We start from the raw sequence: 18,562 nt of genomic DNA, 5'->3' as shown, positions 1-18,562 counted from the left end.
GTGCAGCGGATTGCCGACATGCACTCTGGTTGTCCTTGCCCGAGTCAAGCGTGTGTGCGCACCTCGATCGTCTGTCAAGTGTGCGCCGCATGTTGTCAAGGGCGGGAGCAGGACGAGCGATCAGACGAGTGGACGTAGCCCATTCTGGGCGGTTTGCCGTGGCTTCGTAGCCCAAACTCAGCGCCGACCGGTCGGTGGCATATTGCGCCGTATGGTCGGACTTTGCCAGGGATGGACCGCTCGCTGGGAGTGGCGGATCGTGGCAATGTCTAGGGGCGAGATCGGGTCGATCGTGATCTGGAGACGGGAGAGGATCCGGTAGCGGAGGTCGCGGGCGGGGCTGTCACCCAGCGGCTTCTCGGTGACGATCGCGCGGGTGGTGGCACTGACGTCGTGACCCTGCTCGTGGGCCTGCTGCAGCATCGCTGCGGTGGCCCGCCAGTCGTCCTGCTCGAGCAGGCGGGGGTCGAGTTCGCGGGCCAGCGGCGCCCACCGCTGGGCGGGCGTCTTGTCGGCCGCGGCCGCCAGGCGAGCGCGGACGTCGCTGCTCTTGTGCAGCTCGGCCAGCGCAGCCTTCCGCGGGTCGGCATCCCATGTCTTGACCGCGTCGCGCAGGTCGCGGCGGGCCTGGAGTTGGGACAGCTGCAGGCGGGCCCGCACCTGGTTGACGCCCGGCTCCCAGGCCCGGCTGGGACGGGCCGAGAGGATCCGCATGGCCGCCACCCGCGCCTGTTCGGGGGCGAGGTTGTCGAGCCGCTCGGTGAGGAGCTGGTCGCCGAGGGCCCGGAAGGCGGGCTGCCCGCTGGCCACCGCGGCGGTGAGCGCGGCCGGACCGCGCTGGGCCAGCAGGTCGGCCGGGTCGAGGCCGTCGGGGAACCGGGCGAAGCCGGGGTCCATGCCGTGCGGGGTGAGCATCCAGAAGTCGCGCTCGGCAGCGACCTGGCCGGCCAGGTCGGCGTCGGTGGCCACGATCGGGTCGCGACCCACGGCGGCCAGCTGGGCGGCCTGCTCGTCGGTCAGGGAAGTGCCGAGCGGGGCTACGCCGAGGTAGAGGCCGGCGCTGGCGATCGTGACGGCGACAGCGTCCATGGGGCCCTCGACGATCACCGGGACGGCACCTTCGGCGAGCAGCTCGTCGACGACGCCGAATAGCTGCGCGCCCTTGTGGAACAGCGGGGTGTCGGCGGTGTTGAGGTATTTCGGCCCGGCCTTGTCGGCGTCGGTGAGGTCGGGGCGGCGGCGGCCGACGAAGCCGAGCACTTCGCCCTGCTGGATCACCGGGAACATCACGCGGTCACGGAACCGGTCGATGAGGCGTCCGGTGCTGGCCTCGGTGGCGACGCCGGCGGCCAGCATCTCGGCGTCGCTGACGCCGCGGCCGCGGAGGTGGTTGACCAGGTTGGTCCACCCGGCTGGCGCCTGACCGGGGCGGAACCGTGCGTCGCCGGCGAGGTCGACGCCGAACCGGCCGGTGAGGTAGTCGCGGCCCCACGAGTCGGTGAACCGGGCCTCGAAGAAGGCCTGGGTCAGCTCGTTGATCTCGACCATGCGCTCACGCGTGACGGGGCAGGAGTGCCACTCCTCGGCTCGCTGGTACATGAGCCGAATGTCGGCCTCGGTGGGCTGCAGGCGGGTGCCGCCGAGGTCGCGGAGGTAGGCGGCCAGCGTGAGGTCGGGTTCGATGTACTGGTCGTCGTCGAGCGCGTCGACCAGGTGCTCGTCGACCACGTCGACGGGCGTCTCGAGGTCCTCGGCCAGTGGCCACGGGGCGTCGTCGGGGTGGTCGACGAACGCCACGGGGTCGGGCTCGACGCCCTCCCACATGTCGGCGGGCGGCTCGTCGAAGTGGACCTCGTGCGCGTGCTCGTCGGGGGCGGTCTCCAGCGCGATCGAGGTCCGCCAGACCAGCGCCTGGCACTCGTGGACGCCCTCCCAGCTGTCGCTGGGCATCGCTCGGCCGGCGCCCAGCAGGGCCTCGAGCTGCCAGCCGCGCTGCAGGCCGTGGTCGACGTTGGAGACCAGCGCCGGCCACCAGGTGCTGGCCTGGATGCTCGCGGCACGCTCGGGACCGAACAGGTCCGCGAGCCGCGGCGCCCAGTCGGTGGTGACGCTCTCGCCGTGGGAGCCGTCGCCGATCTGCGCGGCGACTGCCGGCGTGAGCTGGCGGGCCATGCGCCACCAGATCGCGGCCGCGGCGTGCTCGTCGGGGAGCGGGCCGGCCGGGTGGTCGGCGGCGGTGACGGTGCGCAGCAGCTGGTGGGCGGTGACGCCGGCGCGCGACATCGCGGCCAGACGCTCGGCCAGCAGCGGGGTGAACTCGTCGTCGCGGACCTGCGGGGCCAGCGTGTAGAGCAGCTGGCGCCATTCCTTGAGTGCCGGCGTGTGGTCGCCGGTGACGGCCCGGTTGAGGCGCCGCTGGTAGGTGGAGGAGGCCTTCTGCAGCTGCGGAGCGCCGGTCGGCCGCCGGTCGTCGACGGGGACCTGCATGGCTGCCCGCCAGACCTCGACGTCGGCCACCGTGGATGCTTCGGGGCGGATGCCGTTCTGCGCCCACACCGGCAGCGAGGACTGCTCGGCGGCGCGGGTGTGGACCTGCTCGGCGAGCTGCTCGACCAGGTGCGCGCGCTGGGAGAGGTAGGCGCCCCAGTGCGGGTCCTCGGCCAGGCGGGCCGGGATCCCGGGCATCCACGGCAGCGGCCCGGAGCCGGCGTTGCGCAGGCCGGAGGCGTCCAGGCGCCAGTCGAGGACCGCTGCCCGGTCGCGCGCGCTCTGCAGCTCCCGGTCGCCGGCCGCGGCGCGGAGCGCTTCGACGGGGTTCTCCCCGGCGGCGCCGAGCAGGAGCAGGTGGGCGCGCAGGGAGGGCCAGGCGGCCTCGTCCGACAGCCCGGCCGCCAGGGCCTCGACGGCGGTGTCCAGCGCGTCGACCATGTTGACCGTGGTGCCGTCGGCGCCGGTGATGGTCTCGTGGCGCAGCAGGTCCTCGGCGGCGACGTAGAGGCTGTCGAGGTAGCGCTGGGCGGCCTCGCCCAGCCGGGTGGCCGGGTCGGCCTGCTCGCGGCTCAGGCTGGTGGCGGACCGCTGGGCGTCGTCGCGGGCCAACATCGACTCGAGGATGTCGGTGGGGGTGAGCGGCCGAACCAGCGTCGGGTGGATCACCGAGTGCGGGTCGCCGTCGCCGACGACCTCGAGGTAGACGTGGTTGGCGTGCGCGCCGCGGGTCATCATCGTGTAGAGCTGCTGGCGCGACTCGGCGCCGGTGGCCAGGCCGTGCATCGTGTCGGCGGTGACGCCCTGAGCGGTGTGGACGGTGCACGCGTAGCCGAGCTCGGTGGAGCGGGCGACGTAGTCGGCGGGCAGGCGCACGGTGCGGCCGTGCTGGGTGTGCCGGACGGTCAGGTCGCCGCTGTCGTGGATCTCCAGGACGGTCCAGCGGTCGCCGTTCTTGACCCAGTCGGTGGCTGAGGTGCGCAGCCGGCGGTCGTTCTCGCGGGTGATGATCAGCTCGCCGATCGAGGCCTCGTTGCCGTCGGCGAGCCGGCGGACCGGGCCACTGGCGGCGACGTCGGTGGGGTCGATCCCCTCGAGGCGGTGGGCGCGGGCCTGCTGGTTCAGCTCGCTGACCAGGTCGCGGGTGGGGGCGAGCATGATCGAGTCGAGCCCGGCGGCGCGGTCGGCCTGCCAGGCGGCGAAGACGTCCTCAGTCATGGTGGCTAGGTCGCCGACGTGGACCCGGTCGCGGTCGAGGTAGAAGCCGAGCGCCTCGGCCTTGCCCTCGCGCAGCGCGAGCGAGGCGGCGCCCTCGGCGGGGTCCTTGAACCGGACGAGCTCGGTGAGCTGCAGCGCGCCGTGGGTGGCGCGGATGTCGCGGAGCACGCCGCCGGCGCCGATCGCGGAGAGCTGCTGGTCGTCGCCGATCAGCCGGACGCTGCCGCCGCGCTCGAGGATGTAGGAGACCGCCGCGTCCAGCGAGAGGGTGTCGGCCATGCCGGCCTCGTCGATGACCACGAGAGTGGAGGAGTCGATACCGGCGACCCAGTCCGGCATCGCGGCGCCGGTCTCGCGGGCCTGCTCGAGGGAGTGGGTGAGCTTGGCCAGGGTGTCGGTCTGGGTGTCGATCTGGGAGCGCAGAGCGTCCGCGGCCGCGGCTGAGGGGGCCAGGCCGATGATGGTTCCGCCGCCGTCAGCCCAGGCGCTGGCCAGGGCTCGCATCGCGGTGGTCTTACCCGATCCGGCCGGCGCGATCGCCAACTGGAGCCGGGCGCCGGAGGTGGCCATCTCCCGGACCAGGGTGGCCTGTCCGGCGTTGAGGGTGATGCCGTTGGCAGTCGACTCCAGCAGGGCCAGGTCGACCGACGCAGCCTCGACGGCGTACCCGTCGTGGCGGCCAGCGGCGTCGACCAGGCGCTGCTCGGCGGCCAGCACCTTGCTCGAGGTGAACAGGTCGGCCCCGGCCTGGGTGTAGACCGAGGAGCCGTCGGCGCGGCGCAGCTCGGCCGGCTCGCTGATGGTGTCCCAGGGGCGAGCCATGCTCACCGAGTGGTCGTCGAGGACCTCGCTGACGAGCAGGTCGACGACCTGGGAGACCTGGTTGGTAGGCACATTGGCGGCCCGGACCTGCCGCTGGGCCTCGGCGTAGACGTGCCAGTACTGCCAGGTGGACCGGCTGCCCTCCATCGTCGCCACGATGCGGTCGGTGGTCTTGGCGAACCAGGCTGAGTCGGCCAGCGAGCGGGCCGCGCCCTTCGGGTTGAGGGCCCCGTGGACCATCTGCTTGACCCGTTGCGGGGTGCCCAGCACCTCGACCGCCTCGCGGTGCCACGCCTCGCGCTGCTCGGCCAGCGAGCGCGGCTCGTGCTTGGCCTCGCGGGTCTCCAGCGTCGCCTGCTGTGACAACTGGATCGTCTCCACCGGCGTCGGAGGACGGCCGTGGGTGGCCTGGAACGCGGCAGCGAGGACCTTGCGGCGGTCCTCGACGTTGAGCCGGCGCTTGGAGAAGCGGCGGTTGAGCTCGGGGTCGACGCCGACGATCTCGCGGATCGGCCGCTTGCGGGCGTCCTCGTTCGGGCGCTCGGCGAACTGGACGCCGAGGGCGTCGATCAGGTGCCGCTCGAGCGCGGTGTTGTAGGTCTCCGAGGCCGAGACGACCGCCTTGTGCAGCGGTCGCCCGTCGATGGCCAGCCACTTGCCGACGAGGGTCTGGACCTTGTTCGCCACGGCCACGTGGGTGTGCAGGTCGGGGTCGCCGGCGCGGGAGTCGCGGTGGGTGAACGCGGTGGCGATCAGGCCGCGGACGTCGACCTGGCGCACGCCGTTGGTGCCCTGGCGGGTGAACAGTGCCTTGGACTCGATGAAGTCCAGGGCGTCCTTGCTGGCCGCCTGGTGGGCCCGCTCGATCACCGCGGCGGTCTTGGGGTCGGAGATCGCCCACAGCACCGAGACGCTCTTGACCGGGGAGAAGGTCAGGTCGTAGCCGGCCACCGCGTTGGTCTTCGGGCGGGAGTGCTTGGCGATCGTGGCGGCGAGCTCGCGGGCGTCGGCCGGCTCGCGGCCGTGCTCGGCACGGAAGAACTCCGCGGCTACCTCGGTGCGGATCTTGGCGCGGTCGGCCGCGGGGACCGGCCAGTCGCCGGGCAGGCCGGCGGCCTCGTTGAGGGCCGCGATGCGCTTGGCGACCTCGATCCGGAACGGGCTGATGTCGTTGTCGTAGACCTTGTACGGGGTGCCGAGGCGGACCGCGGTCTTGTAGTCGGCCTCGGTCGGGCGGCCGGCCTCGTCGCGGCCGATGCGCAGGTCCAGCTCCTTGGTCCGCTGGGTGGCCAGCGGGTGGTGTCCGGAGCCGAACAGACTCTGCATGTGGTCGGCGGTGACGATGTCGCCGGCGTCGAGTCCTTCGACGCCCTCCATGCCCGAGCCGAGCCACACGCCGGGCGTCTCGCCCTTCTCGGTGTAGTAGCTCGCCAGCCCGGTGTGGCCCTTGTCGGTGGCGTCCATCGCTGCGACCTGGCGGGTCAGGTAGTCGTACCCCGACCCGGCCGTCAGTTTGTGGAGGCTCATCGTCACGGTCACCTACGTGCATGCGCGCGTGGCAGGCGATCACTTTCGGCCGGGTTTCTGGTGTGTTCTTTCTATTCGGCGAACCGAGAATGCAAGAGGTGTGTGGCACTTGGGAGTTCGCGGAAAACCGGGGGGACGCTGAGAGGCGTCGGTGACGGCTGGGGCGTCGGGTTCGGATCAGGTGGCTGGACGGGCTGCGCTGGATCGGCTGGGGGAGCGGTTTGAAGGTGTTTGGGGTTCGGTGATCGCTCGGGGTCCGGGAAATGTCCTAGGTGACTGTGAGAGTCCATGTCGACACGAGTGAGGACCGGATGAGTCAGCAGACGATCAAGCAGCAGGCGCGGCGTACGGCGCGGGAGATGGCCGAGAAGCGGCGCAGGGAGCGCGAGGGGCGAGAGCGCCGGGTGATCGACCTGGCCGAGCAGGTCATGGTCGCGATCGGTGAGCGCGACGCGGCGGTGGCCGAGACCGAGAAGCGCGCCGGTGCTGCGCTGCGGGAGTTGACCGAGCGCGAGGGCCTGTCCCTGAGTGAGGCCGTCGAGTCGTGCGGGGACACGGTGAGCGTTCGGGAGGCCACGCGGCTGCGGCGGCTCGCCAGTGAGCCCATGGCCGAGGACGGCGGCGGCGAGCAGGGCGGCGACGGCACGGCCGGGCTCGTGGCAACCGAGAGCGGGGGAGCGGGTGCCGGTTCGGCGGCTTGATGACGCCGGCCTCGCGGCGGTCGCGGCAGCGGTCGCCGATCCGGCGGTGCTCACGCGGTACCGGGCGAAGGTCGCCACGGTGCCCGGCACTGTGTGCCGGTTGTGGACCGGCGCCGTGGCCGGTCGGTCCGAGCGTGAACGTGAACGCACAGACGGCGGCGGGCATGGCCGGTTCTGGTACGCGCCGGTGCGGGTGATCATCGCCCACCGGTTCGCGTACGCGGTCATGCACGGCGTGGACGCGCCCGCGAAGGCGCGGCTGCTCGGGCACCGCTGTCACAACCCGCTGTGCCAGCGGATCGCATCCCATCACGTCGTCGTGTCGAGCGCGGCGCAGAACCGGCGTGAGCGGTCAGTGCTGCGACGGCTGCCGTACAGCCCGTTGGCCGACCGCGCGGGCCGCGTCGGCGGGCGCGGGAACTGCGCGACCTGGCGCGTGAGGACCCCCAGCTCGTGGCCGACGACCTTGCGCGGCTCCAGGAACTGCTGGGGGAGCAACTGACCCCCTGGTGCTAAGCCGGACGCAGAAGGCCGCCCGCACCGTCGATGGTTCGGGCGGCCTTGGGTTGTTCCGGTGACGAGCCAGACCACGATCCCGGTCGGGATCTACTGGAAACCCGGCGTGTGGGACCTCGCCCGATCGGCCTACATCGCCGACCTGGACACCGACGTCGACTCACCCGACTCGTTCGTCGGATGGCTCGCCCAGGCGCTTGAGTTCCACGCCAAGCGCTCACCACAGCAGCGGGCCGAGCTCGCGGCCACCGGCGAGAACCATCCCGCCCTGGTCAGCGTGACCCGCAAGAGCTCCAACAAGAAGCACGACCTGCCCGCCTCGACCATCGAGGCGGTCGAAGACGCACTCGTGGCCGACCGTCAGGAGCTCGGCCGGATGCTCGCCCGCTCGACGTTCGCCCAGGAGGCGGTCATCGCCGCAGCCGAGGACGCCCGCCGCCGGCTCGGCCGAGATCTGCCCCCGCCACCGCAGAAGCTCAGCAACCGCCCTCCGCGCCGGCCACGCCGGTAGCCGGCGGGCAGGCTCATTTGAGCTGTATGCGGAGCGCGGCTGCTGGTTGCTGGAGCGTCTTCTCGGCCCTCGGACAGGGTGCGCTCTTTGCGCCGCCTCTTGTAGAGAGGGTTATCACTCTCCCTGAGTTGCTCAGGGCCATGCTGCATCAGTTCCAACGCTCGTTGGCGCTCGACGAGCTGCTTCGCGCCGCGGCGCTTCCGATCGCTGATGGGCACCTTAGTCGCGTCCTCGATCTGCTGCGACCAGCGGATGGCGCGGTTCTGCCGCGACTCGAAGGTCATTGCCCCGAACGTAGTCCGCTGGTCGGGCACTGGAGATCTCGGCGCAATGCCGCGCGCCGCGTCATTGATGGCGACGACGAGCCCCCCCCCCCGGCGTGAACTGGAAAGCGCAACCCCGAGCCGGTCCGCCTCGAAAATCGCCGCGGTGGTGTAGCTCGAGGCGTAGAAAATCCGAGTCCGGAAGCCGTGGGCCGCCCCGATTAGTCGCTGAATATCTGGCCGGCCCGTGGAGCCCTCGTGATACTTGACCTGCGCGGCAGCGTCTTGCGCAACGACGTCGAGTCCTGCGTCTGCTCCGCCTGGCGTAACCGTCGCGGCGCTGAACCCGAGATCGGCCATGTGCGCAGCCGCCAGCAACTCGGCGTCTTGCCAGGTCATGACGGGGCGCCCCCATCGCCACGCGCCGGTGGATCCGGGCGGGGGAGCCGTAGCAGCCCCGAGATCGGCCGACGCCGACGGCGGCGGGGGAGGCGCCTCGGTGGTGGGTCCCGAACGCGAGCTGGCCCCGCCGGTCATCTGCAACGCGCGGAGGTCTGGTTCCTGAAGCAGCAGGGTGAGGCACAGCCCGCGTGCGTCGGAGACGTCGACCGACTGGCCGATCAACGTTTCTTCCCCAGCGCGAGGGTGAAGGGGCGATCTCTGGCTTGGGTCGACCTGCCGATCATGGAGAGCGTCAGAAGCCTACAGTCGGTGGCCACGACGAGCGCTGGTGCCATGCCCGTGCTGATCGCCACCACCCACTCCGCACGCCCGTGTGGCGGGAGTTCTGCGAATAGGCGGTCGGCAACCTTGTCCAGTCGGCGACGCACCCCGCGGTCGCCGGCAAGCGTCGCGGTGCGGTGATCGTTGCTCAAGCGGTCCACGCCGCAGTGTTCTCTGGGCCGTTCTACCAAGCAGTGAGCCCGGTACGAACCATGCGCCTGTTGCTGCACCGGGCAGTGAGAGCTCCATGTGCATGCCCGGCTCGCCAGCACCCCCGAAGAACAATGCGTAGACGCTTCATCCCCACCTGTTGGCCGCGGGCACACTCAGCGCCTGGCTCGGCCTGGGGGCTACTCCGCCTCGGCCGCGTTCACCGCCGCCGTCGCCGTCCTGATCATGGCCTGCCCCTGCGCCCTCGGGCTGGCCACGCCGACCGCACTCGTGGTCGGCACCGGCCGCGGCGCCGGGTTCGGTCTGCTGATCCGCGGCCCCGAATGCTGGAGTCGACTCGCCGCGTGGACACCATCGTCCTGGACAAGACCGGCACAGTCACCGGATGCGGCTCGTCGACGTGACTTCCGACGGCGCAGACCGCGCCGAAGCCCTGCGCCTTGCCGGTGCCGTCGAGCACGCCACGGAGCACCCCATCGCCCCGCGCTATCGCCTAACCCGCCACCGCGGACCTCGGCGTGCTCCAAGCCACGGTCAACGCCACCCGCGCCGAGCCGCGCCTCGTCGGCTATGAGCAGGTCACCAGTAACGCCGGCGCCGGCGCGGGTGACTTGACCGGGCTGCAGATGCCCGGCGAGGAGTACGTCGGCGTCGGCCCCTACGGCTCCGGCCGGGCGCCCGTCGTGGTCCTGCTCGGACGCAAGGACGTAGAGCGCACCATCGCGCTCGGCTACCCCGGCGAGGCGACGTACGACCGCCTCACCCTCGACCACCACGACCGCATCATCAGCGAAGTGCTCACCGACCCAACCACCTCGTGACCCGCACCCTCGTCTACCGCGCCGACGAGCACCACCATTGACCACGAGAGACGTCAACGAAGGAGACCCGTGAAAGGGATCCTCAACGCCCTCCCTCTGCTGGCCTGCCCCGTCGGCATGGGCCTGATGATGTAGCTCATGTCCCGCAAGGGACACGGCAGGGACCCCGCCCAGGAACCGCCCAGCCCGACACCGCAGCCGACCTCGCCCGGCTCCGCGCCGAGCTCACCGAGCTGCGCGCCGCACAGGCAGACCGCACCGGCGAGACCACGACCGGAGGTCGAGCCCAATGACGCCGTACACCGTCCCGGCGCTCATCGCAGCCGCCACGATCGCGCTGACATGGTTCTTTTGCCTCAGACCCATGCACCGAGGCATCTGCGCCATGCCCAGCCGCTGTGCAACGCCCCAGGCCGACGCCGACGCACGGGCCGAGATCCAGACGCTCACTCGCGAACTCGCCGAGCACCGCGCCAAGTTGGGCCTACCGCCCAGTGACTGAGCGGAGAACGGGTGGCCCCAAACCGGCATCCCGAACGGACACCCCCACCGCCGACGCCGACACGGCCAGCGTCGCCGGCAGCACCAGCAGTCCGATCTCCGCCCAGCCCGATGAAGGTCGTCCGCGTCACCGCCAGACCCGGGGGCAGGCATCAGCAACCGACGAACCCGGTCGCCGACTCGCGAGCCGCCCGCAGCGCGGTAGCGGGGGCCGACCCTTCGGCCAGCCGGAGCAGCGCCGAGGCCACGGTGCGCCGGTCCGTCCGGCGGACAGCCACGTCGTCGGCCGCCGTCGCCACCAGCGCCCGGTACGGCGTCGGCTCCGGCCCGGAACAGCGGCACAAACGGGAAGGCTTCGCGGAGAAGTCGGGTGAAGAAGACCGCCGCGGCGTGTTGCCCCGCAGACGGGCACGCCCGTGTGCCAGCACCGCGGTCAGCTCCTCGTGCGGGAGCACCGCGAGCGCGGCCGTCGTGACGAAGATGTGGCCACGCCAGGCGTGCGGCAGGCAGAACGCCAACGGCTCGGTATGGTCGATGACGAGAACGCCCGGCATTGCTCCACTCGGCCGCGCGACGAGTGCCGGATTCTCCCGCTGATGCCGACGGTCCCGCCCCACCACCAAGGACAGACGGGCGACAGACCACGCCAGCCGGGCGATGCCCAGCCCACGCACGGTCAGGCGGAGCAAGCCAAGCGGCCTCGTCAGTGGGATAGCGACGACGCGCACAGGGCAACTGTGCTCATAGGCCGAACGCGCCGCCTTCGATCAAGATGACGATGCCCAGGCTGATGAGCACGAGGGGGAACAGGACGTGCTCCCAGCGCTCGAGCACTTCGGCGACCGGCTCGCGCGTGGCCAAGAACTTCGCGGCCAGCACCAGGACGACGACAAGGGTAAGGAACACGACGCAGTAGGCAACCAGGGCACCGGTGCCGACGGAGAGAAACACCGGGACGTAGACCCCGATGTTGTCTCCACCATTGGCGAATGTCACCGCGGCCACGACCCAGGCGCTGACCGGCCGCTCCGCCATGGTCTCGTCGTCATCATCCCCGTTGCGCCAGACCTGCCAGGCGGCGTACAGACCCAGCAGCATGGGAATCAGACCGAAGTACGGAATGGCCTCATCGGGAAGGAAGAGCCCAGCTCCGAGGGTCACCGCGACGGAGGCGAGGAGGATGCCGCCGAATCCCATGTACTGGCCGGCGACGATCTTGGCAGTGGTGCCTCGCTGCCCGGATCCGCGGGCGAAGAACAGCGACAAGACGATAATGTCGTCGATGTTTGTGACCAGGAAGAGGCCGATCGCCTGGAGCGCGGAGGAGATCATGTGGTGTGCGTTTCCTTTCGCCAAGGGCACAGCGACGGGGCGTGGACGGTGGCGGACCCAGGCGCAGCCTGGGGCAACCGCCCGCGGCGCGGTCTATCAGTGCCCCACCGGGATGCTGGTCAGGGATCTCCGGCGTCTGTGGGGGAGGGGTGCGCGGCACTCGGTTCGTCGCCGGCCAACGTGGGTTGTGGTCGGGCCTGCGCCAACGCGATCGTGATGCAACCGACCACGAGGAAGGTGTCGGCGAGGTTGAAGGTGGGCCACCACCCGGTGTGCAGGTAGTCGGTGACCACGCCGTCGCGGGCGCGGTCGATGACGTTGGCGACCGCCCCGCCGATCACGGCGCCACTGGCGACTCGCTCGATCCGACCCGCTCTCGGAGCCCGGAACCAGGCGTAGACAGCAAACGCCACGCAGATGGCTGCGGTGACAGCGACAATCACCCCGGCTGGCAGGTTGTCGGCCATGCTGAACGCGACGCCGGAGTTGTAGCCCAGTCGCAGCTGGAGCAGCCCGAAATCGACGGTCGAGTCGGCGAGCCGTGCCTCGGAGATCGCCTTCGCGGTCAAGTCGACCGCCGCGACGGTCGCCGCTGCCACCAATACCGCTCCGCGACCGGTGCGCGAGGGAGCGGTTGTGTCGGCCAGTCCGCGGCTCACCTGACCACGATTTCCATTGACACAGCTTCGACCGCGGTGCTGCTCGCGGGTGCCGGGGGAAGCGGGCGGGCGCGTCCGGCGCGCACGCCGTTGCCGATCACGAAGATCTCCGCGATCTCGTGGACGAGGACGACCGCGGCAAGCCCAAGGACGCCGAGGGCGGCCAGGGGGATCAGAATCGCGATCAGGACGAGGGAGAGGCCCACGTTCTGCAACATGATCGACCTGGCGCGGCGGGCGTGGGTAAGGCTGTGCGGCAGGTGGCGCAGATCCTCACCCATCAGGGCGACGTCTGCGGTCTCGATCGCCACGTCGCTGCCCATCGCACCCATCGCGATCCCCACGTCGGCGGTGGCCAAGGCGGGGGCGTCGTTGACGCCGTCACCGACCATCGCGGTCGGTCGGTCCTGCCGGAGACGGTGAATGATGGCCGACTTGTCCTCGGGGCGGAGCTCGGCGTGCACCTCGGTGATGCCGGCCTGTGCGGCCAAGGCGGTAGCGGTGCGCTCGTTGTCGCCGGTGAGCATGGCGACCTGGTAACCCCCGGCCCGGAGCCGGGCAACCACTTCTGCGGCCTCGGGGCGCAGGTCGTCGCGGACGGCGACGGAGCCGATCACGGCCCCGTCGTACTCCACCAGCACCGCGGTGGCGCCCGCTTCCTGCATGCGGGTCACCGGCTCGGCGAGCCCGCCGGCCGTGATCCAGCCGGGCCGGCCCAGACGAGCCGGCCGGCCGTCGACGATTCCAGTGAGGCCGGCGCCGGTGACGGACTCGACGCCCTCGGCATCTCTGTGTTCAGGAACGGCGGCGAGGATGGCGCGCGCGAGGGGGTGCTCGCTGCGGGACTCCAGGGCGGCGGCAATGTCGAGGACCTGCTCGCGGGTGTGACCGGGAGCGGTGGCTACATCGACGACGGCGGGCTGGTTGCGGGTCAGGGTGCCGGTCTTGTCCAGGGCCACGGCCCGGATCCGGCCGAGCGCCTCGAGGGCGGCGCCGCCCTTGACCAGGGCGCCGATGCGGCTGGCGGCGCCGATGGCGGCGACCACCGTGACCGGCACGGAGATCGCCAGCGCGCACGGGGAGGCGGCGACCAGGACGACCAGGGCGCGCTCGATCCAGGTGGCGGGGTCACCGAGCAGGCTGCCGACGACAGCGATGAGTGCGGCGAGGACCATGATCCCGGGGACCAAGGGCTTAGCGATGCGGTCGGCCAACCTCTGGGCGTCGCCCTTGCGGGACTGCTCGGCCTCGACGATGTTGACGATCCGGGCCAGGGAGTTGTCCTCGGCGGTGGTGGTGACCTCGACCTCGAGGACGCCGGTGCCGTTGATGGAGCCTGCGTAGACGGTGTCGCCCGGACTGGCTTCGACCGGGACGGACTCGCCGGTGAGGGCGGAGACATCCAGGGCGGTGCGGCCGGTGCGGATGATGCCGTCGGTCGCGACCCGTTCGCCGGGCCGGACCAGGAGCAGGTCACCGATGGTGAGCTCGGCGGGGGCGACGGTGACCTGGCTGCCGCCGCGGAGGAGGGTGGCCTCGGCCGGGACCAGTGAGAGCAGGGCTCGGAGGCCCCGGCGTGTGCGGGCCACGGCGTACTCCTCCAGCCCCTCGCTGATGGAGTAGAGGAAGGCCAGCATCGCAGCCTCGGCGACCTCGCCGAGGATGACCGCGCCCACGGCGGCGATCGTCATCAGGGTGCCGACGCCGATCTTGCCCTTGGCCAGCCGCCTCAGCGTGTTGGGAACGAAGGTCCAGGCGCCGAGCGCCAGGGCGATGGCGTTCAGCCCGGTCACCACACTCCGGGAGGCGTCGTTGAGGTCAGCCGCGTAGCCGGCGATCAGGAAAAGCCCAGCGAGAGCGGCGAACTGGAGTTCGCTGACCTCCCACAGCCGTTCGGGCTCGTGCTCCTCCAGCTCTCCGTCGTCGTTGCGTGGTTCGTCGGGGCCGCAGCCGCAAGCGTCCGTCACAGTCCAGGGTCCTTCGTGGTGGTCGGAATTTCGGGATGAGATTCGGCGGCGGTAGCGGAGGGGCCGTAGCGGGGACAGAGCTCCACCGTCTCGCCAGTCAGGGCAAGGAGCTGCTCGGCGGTGCCGAGCAGGTCCATCAGCTCGGGGTGGGCGATGGAGTAGAACATCTGACGACCCTCGGGACGGCCCACGATCAGGCCGCAGTCGCGCAGGCAGGCGAGGTGACCGGACACCGTGCCCTGCGCGAGCCCGAGCTCCCGGGTCAGATCCACCACGCGGCGCTCGCCGTGAGCGAGATGGCGCACGATCGCCAGCCGGTTGCGGTCGGCGAGTCCGTGGAACAGCGCCGCTCCCCGCCGCAGGACAGGGTCGAAGTTCTCCGTTGTCATTGCCATGGACCGATGATAACGGCAAGATCATTGATTGCCGACTCCCGCTGACAGCGGCCACGGCTAAGAGAGTTTCGGGATGGTGACGGTGGCGGTCATGAGCCGGCCGGTGACCGAGTCGATGCCTCACGTGCGGCCGTCGGGTGGTCGAGGGCGTGGAAGTCGACCTGCCCGGCCAGGGCGGTCTCCTGCCAGGTGTGGCCGCCGTCGGTGGAGGTCAGCAGGCGGGCGTTGATCGGCTTGTCGCGTTCGTCGATGGTCGGGTGGCCTGAGGCGAGGTAGGTGTCCGGGCCGGCGTCGGTGAACGCCATGGTGTCGGAGCGACGGTCGCCGTGGGGCTCGAGCTGGTCGTCCGGGGTGACGGCGAAGACGCCGAAGTGGGCGCGAACAGCATCCCGCCGTCGGCGGTCGGCGCGAGGCCGTGGATGTGGCCGATGGGTTCTCCGCCGGCCGCGAGGCCACCTGTGCCGTGGTGCGAGTCGTCCCCGTCGTCGCCGACGAGCGCGAAGGCCACGAGGACGCCGGCCAGCAGGAGGCCCGCGGCTCCGATGGCGACCGCGCTGCCCGACGGCGGGTTGGCGCCTCGTCGCGGGCCTCCGCCGGGCGGTGGTTCGGAGTGGTGTGGGAAGTGCTCATGGTGGGTGGCTCGTCGGGAGCCGGAACGGATGCCGCGTCGCCCTCCCGTGGGGGGCCCGGGCCGGTCGCGGTAACGCTCAGAAGCGGTGAGGGCTGGGCGCTACCGGTGCTGGGAAACGACCGGCCCGGCCCCTCGCGGGGCGGACGCAGAGCTACCGGGCGGGACTCAGCCGAGCAGCTCCTCCATCCGCTCGATCTCCGCCTGCTGGTCAAACACGATGGTCTCCGCCAGCGCGACCGCGTCGGGGTACAGACCGTCTTCCTGCTCGACCTGCGCCATCTCGATCGCGCCCTTGTGGTGCTCGATCATCAGCTCGAGCCACATCCGCTCGAACTCTGCGCCCGAGGCGTGCTCCAAGGCGGCCATGTCATCGTCCGACATCATCCCCGGCATGCCGTTCATGCCCTCGGAGTTGGAGTCGCCCTCGGACCCAGAGTGGCCGGACATGTCGTGGCCGGCGTTCGCGTGGTCCAGCGACGTCTCGGGGATCTCCTGGTCCCAGGCGGTCAGCCAGTCGGTCATGGCCTCGACCTCGGGGACCTGGGCGTCGCGAATGGTCGCGGTGAGGTCCTGAACCTCCGGGGAGAGGTCGCGGCCTTGGGTCATGACGACCATCTGCACGGCCTGGGCGTGGTGCGGGATCATCTGGGTCGCGAAGTCGACGTCGGCGCCGTTGAACATGTCGCCGTTCGATGCGGTCTGCGTCGCCGAGAGGTCCGCGGTCGACGAGTGACCCTCGTTTCCGCACGCGGCGAGCGTCGCGGTCAGGGCGAGCGCCGCGATCGTCGCGACGCCGCGGCGACGAGCGCTCGGTCGGCGAACGGCTGGCGCGGTTTGGGCGGTGCTGCTGCGGTGCTTACGCAGGGTGGTGCGCATGGGTGTCTCTCCTGAGAAGGGGGTGGGTGAAACGGGCTGAGGGGTTGTCTCGACGCCACCGCGGGACCCAGCCTTCATTGGTGGGGACGGCGGTGGCTGCGGCGTCCCTCAGCACCTAGCGATGGAGAGACGGTGCAGATCCGGTGGGTCGAGGCCCCGGCTGGTGGCGACAGTGACCGCGACGCGACTCACCAGGGCCCCCAGCGTCCGGCGGAAGGCGGTCCACCAGTGGTCGTAGGCGGCGACCGCGCCGAGAAGAGCGGCGACGAGGATGGCCAGGCACAGCCCCATCAGGCCCATGTCGTGACCACCACCGCTCGGACCGCCGGGGTGGTTATCGCCGTGGCCGGCGTGGCAGGACCCGTCGCATCCGCCGGCCGCGGTGGTGGCTTCGGCGGGCGTCCCGCTCGCATGAGCGCCAGCGGCGTCGTCGGGGACGGGTGCGCTCCTGGCATCGCTCGCCACGCCGGCGGCGGCACTCGCGGTCCCCACGGTGGCGGAGGCAGTGGTCAGGGGTGCGGGCCCGGTGCCGTGGTCGGAGAGGCCGTGCATCGCGAACAGACCCACCAGTGCTGCCAACAGGACGAACCAGCGCGCTGCGAGCTCAGCAGCTCGCGGCCCACGTCGGCGTCGGCGGATCATCGGCGTCGAGTCTAGCGGCGCGGAACCGCCGACCGGTCACAGCCGTCGGCTGTCGTGCGCGACGGCGCCGTAGCCGCCGCACGTCACGGCGCAGCCCGCGGCGGTCCGCTGTCAGCGGTCTGCGGCCCGGCTTTCGGCGGGAGCCGACAGCGTGGACGGCCAGGTAGCCGGACGAGGCGCCCGGCCCTGCAGCGTGCCGCGGCCCGTGCCGGCAACGTCGTGGAGCGTACCTAGCTGGACGGAGCACATCGCGACGACGGACTCGTCGTGTCCGCTCGGTAGACTTCGCGGCGATGTCACCCGCCTGGAGCCCCGCTCGCCGGCGGCCATGGACCCTCGCCCTGGCCAGCCGGGGTCTTGTCCTCTTCGCGGCGCTCGCCGGGCTGTTCGCCATGCACGGACTCTCCGACCACGCGCCCGGCGTGGGACGTTGCGCCTCGCCCGCGGCCCTTCTTGCGTCGACGACGCTGATCGGCCCGGGTGCTGGGCATGTCGATGGGGACGCGGACGCCCCGCAAGCGGCTAGCGGTCCGGCGGCTGTCCTCGCATCAGACCTCCACGCCTCTGCGGCCGGCCCGGTCATCGCCGCGACCGAGGCGACCGAGGTGGCGGCCCAGCAGGCAGCCCAGGCAGTGACCCAGGCGGCGGCGACGTTCGCGGCGCTGTTCGCGGCCGCGGTCGATCTGCCGTCTGTCTCCGACAACGGAGGCCATGACAACGGGCTGGCCGGGCTGTGCCTGGCCGTCCTCGCCGCCGCCCTTGCGGCGCTACTGCTCGCGGTGAGGGTCTCTCGGCGTTGGTGGCGCCTCACGCGCCGCCAGTTCGCGGCGCTCGTGGCGGCCGTTGCTGAGCTCGGGGCCCGCGTCCGAGTTCCCGACGGGCCTACCTCTGCGTCACTGTGCGTGTTCCGCTGCTGAGCAGCGCACCTCACCGCGCCGTCACGTCACCCTGACCCGCTCGCCACGCCCGGCGCGCCCACGGTCGGTGTCGCCCCCTCAGGTCGGGGCATGCCGAACGCCGGCCCCGAACGCGGTGCTCAGGCACGGTGAACGTGTACGCCAGTGGGTTCATGTGCCCTCCCTCGGACCAAGCAAGAGAGCCGAATGCGTACGCCCATGCTCAACCCCAACCTCCCGCCCACACCCACCCGCACCGCCACTTCTGCCGCCTCGGCACGCTCTGGAGCCAGAGTCGGACTTGAAGGCGCGGCGCTCACGGCGCTCACGAGTCTCGCTGCACTCGTGCTGACCGGCTGCGCCCAGACCCAGGGCACCGGCGAGAAGGGCTTCAACTCCGGCGACGGGATCGTCACCGTCCTGCCCGTCGCCGAACGTGAACCCCTGCCCGAGCTGACCGGCCGCACTCTCGACGGTCAGTCGCTGACGCTGGCCGAGTACGGCGCCGGGAAGACCGTCGTCGTCAACGTCTGGGGATCGTTGTGCGGGCCCTGTCGGGCCGAGGCCGACGACCTCGTCGAAGCCGACGCCGAACTGCCCGACACCGGCGAGAACGCCGTCGCACTCCTCGGCATCAACGTTCGCGACCCCGGCCCCGGGGCTGCGCAGGCGTTCGTCCGGGAGTACGGCATCACCGCCCCCTCGGTCGTTGATGAGGGCGAGGCTCTCCTGACCTTCAGCGACACCCTGCCCGCGAACGCCATCCCCTCCACGGTCGTCATCGACGACCAGGGCCAGGTCGCGGCCAGCATCATTGGCGAGACCACGAAGGCCACCCTCGTCGGTGTCGTCGACGAGGTCCAGGCGAGCGGTCGGACAGCTGCGGAGCAGGACTCGTGACCG

15 protein-coding genes and 2 pseudogenes are annotated in these 18,562 nt (G+C 71.3%); 7 read left to right on the top strand and 10 right to left on the bottom strand.

Going from position 1 to position 18,562, the window contains the following annotated elements; translation table 11 throughout:
- Positions 1-177: 177 nt before the first annotated feature.
- Complete coding sequence (gene mobF / locus OSR43_RS11325) at positions 178-6,054, bottom strand: MobF family relaxase (RefSeq protein WP_302266669.1); 5,877 nt, start codon at positions 6,052-6,054, stop codon at positions 178-180.
- Between the two features lie 311 nt (positions 6,055-6,365).
- Between mobF and OSR43_RS11320 the strand changes: the two genes are divergently transcribed.
- From OSR43_RS11320 to OSR43_RS11310, 3 genes are all read left to right on the top strand, one after another.
- Entirely contained in the window at positions 6,366-6,755 is a 390-nt protein-coding gene (locus tag OSR43_RS11320) for a hypothetical protein (RefSeq protein ID WP_300960828.1), read from the top strand.
- Entirely contained in the window at positions 6,736-7,257 is a 522-nt protein-coding gene (locus tag OSR43_RS11315) for a hypothetical protein (RefSeq protein WP_300960829.1), read from the top strand. Before OSR43_RS11320 ends, OSR43_RS11315 begins: the two co-directional genes overlap by 20 nt.
- A 72-nt stretch (positions 7,258-7,329) precedes the next feature.
- Positions 7,330-7,782, top strand: coding sequence for a hypothetical protein (locus OSR43_RS11310; protein WP_302266668.1), 453 nt, complete (start codon positions 7,330-7,332; stop codon positions 7,780-7,782).
- 410 nt (positions 7,783-8,192) lie between these two features.
- On the opposite strand, the pseudogene OSR43_RS21305 reads toward OSR43_RS11310, so the two are convergent.
- Positions 8,193-8,444 (bottom strand): annotated as a pseudogene (locus tag OSR43_RS21305) (restriction endonuclease); the annotation flags it as partial.
- 634 nt (positions 8,445-9,078) lie between these two features.
- Here OSR43_RS21305 and OSR43_RS11305 point away from each other — a divergent pair.
- Positions 9,079-9,433: pseudogene (locus tag OSR43_RS11305) on the top strand (heavy metal translocating P-type ATPase); the annotation flags it as partial.
- 24 nt (positions 9,434-9,457) lie between these two features.
- The gene (locus tag OSR43_RS11300; protein WP_302266667.1) at positions 9,458-9,760 is read left to right on the top strand and encodes a hypothetical protein; all 303 of its coding nucleotides are present in this window, start codon (positions 9,458-9,460) and stop codon (positions 9,758-9,760) included.
- A 653-nt stretch (positions 9,761-10,413) separates the two neighbouring features.
- Here the strand turns inward: OSR43_RS11300 and OSR43_RS11295 are convergent.
- The 8 genes from OSR43_RS11295 to OSR43_RS11260 form a co-directional block, all read right to left on the bottom strand.
- On the bottom strand, positions 10,414-10,989 hold the full coding sequence (locus OSR43_RS11295) for a hypothetical protein (protein ID WP_302266666.1): 576 nt from the start codon (positions 10,987-10,989) through the stop codon (positions 10,414-10,416).
- Positions 10,990-11,002: 13 nt separating this feature from the next.
- On the bottom strand, positions 11,003-11,593 hold the full coding sequence (locus tag OSR43_RS11290) for a cadmium resistance transporter (protein WP_302266665.1): 591 nt from the start codon (positions 11,591-11,593) through the stop codon (positions 11,003-11,005).
- Positions 11,594-11,712: 119 nt separating this feature from the next.
- Positions 11,713-12,252 carry a signal peptidase II gene (gene lspA, locus OSR43_RS11285; protein WP_302266664.1) on the bottom strand — a complete coding sequence of 180 codons (540 nt, stop codon included), beginning with the start codon at positions 12,250-12,252 and terminating at the stop codon, positions 11,713-11,715.
- A complete protein-coding gene (locus OSR43_RS11280) occupies positions 12,249-14,219 on the bottom strand; it encodes a cation-translocating P-type ATPase (RefSeq protein WP_302266663.1) in 1,971 nt (656 codons plus the stop codon). The genes lspA and OSR43_RS11280 overlap by 4 nt, the downstream gene beginning before the upstream one ends.
- Positions 14,216-14,614 carry a helix-turn-helix transcriptional regulator gene (locus OSR43_RS11275; protein ID WP_302266662.1) on the bottom strand — a complete coding sequence of 133 codons (399 nt, stop codon included), beginning with the start codon at positions 14,612-14,614 and terminating at the stop codon, positions 14,216-14,218. Before OSR43_RS11275 ends, OSR43_RS11280 begins: the two co-directional genes overlap by 4 nt.
- Before the next feature lie 89 nt (positions 14,615-14,703).
- Positions 14,704-14,919, bottom strand: a complete 216-nt coding sequence (locus OSR43_RS11270) for a hypothetical protein (protein ID WP_302266661.1) — start codon at positions 14,917-14,919, stop codon at positions 14,704-14,706.
- Positions 14,920-15,410: 491 nt separating this feature from the next.
- The gene (locus OSR43_RS11265; RefSeq protein ID WP_302266660.1) at positions 15,411-16,121 is read right to left on the bottom strand and encodes a DUF305 domain-containing protein; all 711 of its coding nucleotides are present in this window, start codon (positions 16,119-16,121) and stop codon (positions 15,411-15,413) included.
- Positions 16,122-16,229: 108 nt separating this feature from the next.
- Entirely contained in the window at positions 16,230-16,763 is a 534-nt protein-coding gene (locus OSR43_RS11260) for a DUF6153 family protein (protein WP_302266659.1), read from the bottom strand.
- Positions 16,764-17,056: 293 nt separating this feature from the next.
- Between OSR43_RS11260 and OSR43_RS11255 the strand changes: the two genes are divergently transcribed.
- Together OSR43_RS11255 and OSR43_RS11250 are read left to right on the top strand one after the other, a co-directional pair.
- A complete protein-coding gene (locus OSR43_RS11255; RefSeq protein WP_300960844.1) occupies positions 17,057-17,680 on the top strand; it encodes a hypothetical protein in 624 nt (207 codons plus the stop codon).
- 324 nt (positions 17,681-18,004) lie between these two features.
- Positions 18,005-18,559 (top strand): TlpA disulfide reductase family protein, encoded by a 555-nt coding sequence (locus OSR43_RS11250; protein WP_302266658.1) that lies wholly within the window; start codon positions 18,005-18,007, stop codon positions 18,557-18,559.
- Positions 18,560-18,562: the final 3 nt, after the last annotated feature.

Source organism: Nocardioides sp. Arc9.136, from assembly GCF_030506255.1.
Lineage (GTDB): Bacteria > Actinomycetota > Actinomycetes > Propionibacteriales > Nocardioidaceae > Nocardioides.
Note: the sequence above shows the minus strand (reverse complement) of the source record. Positions and strands in the feature narration are given on the sequence as shown.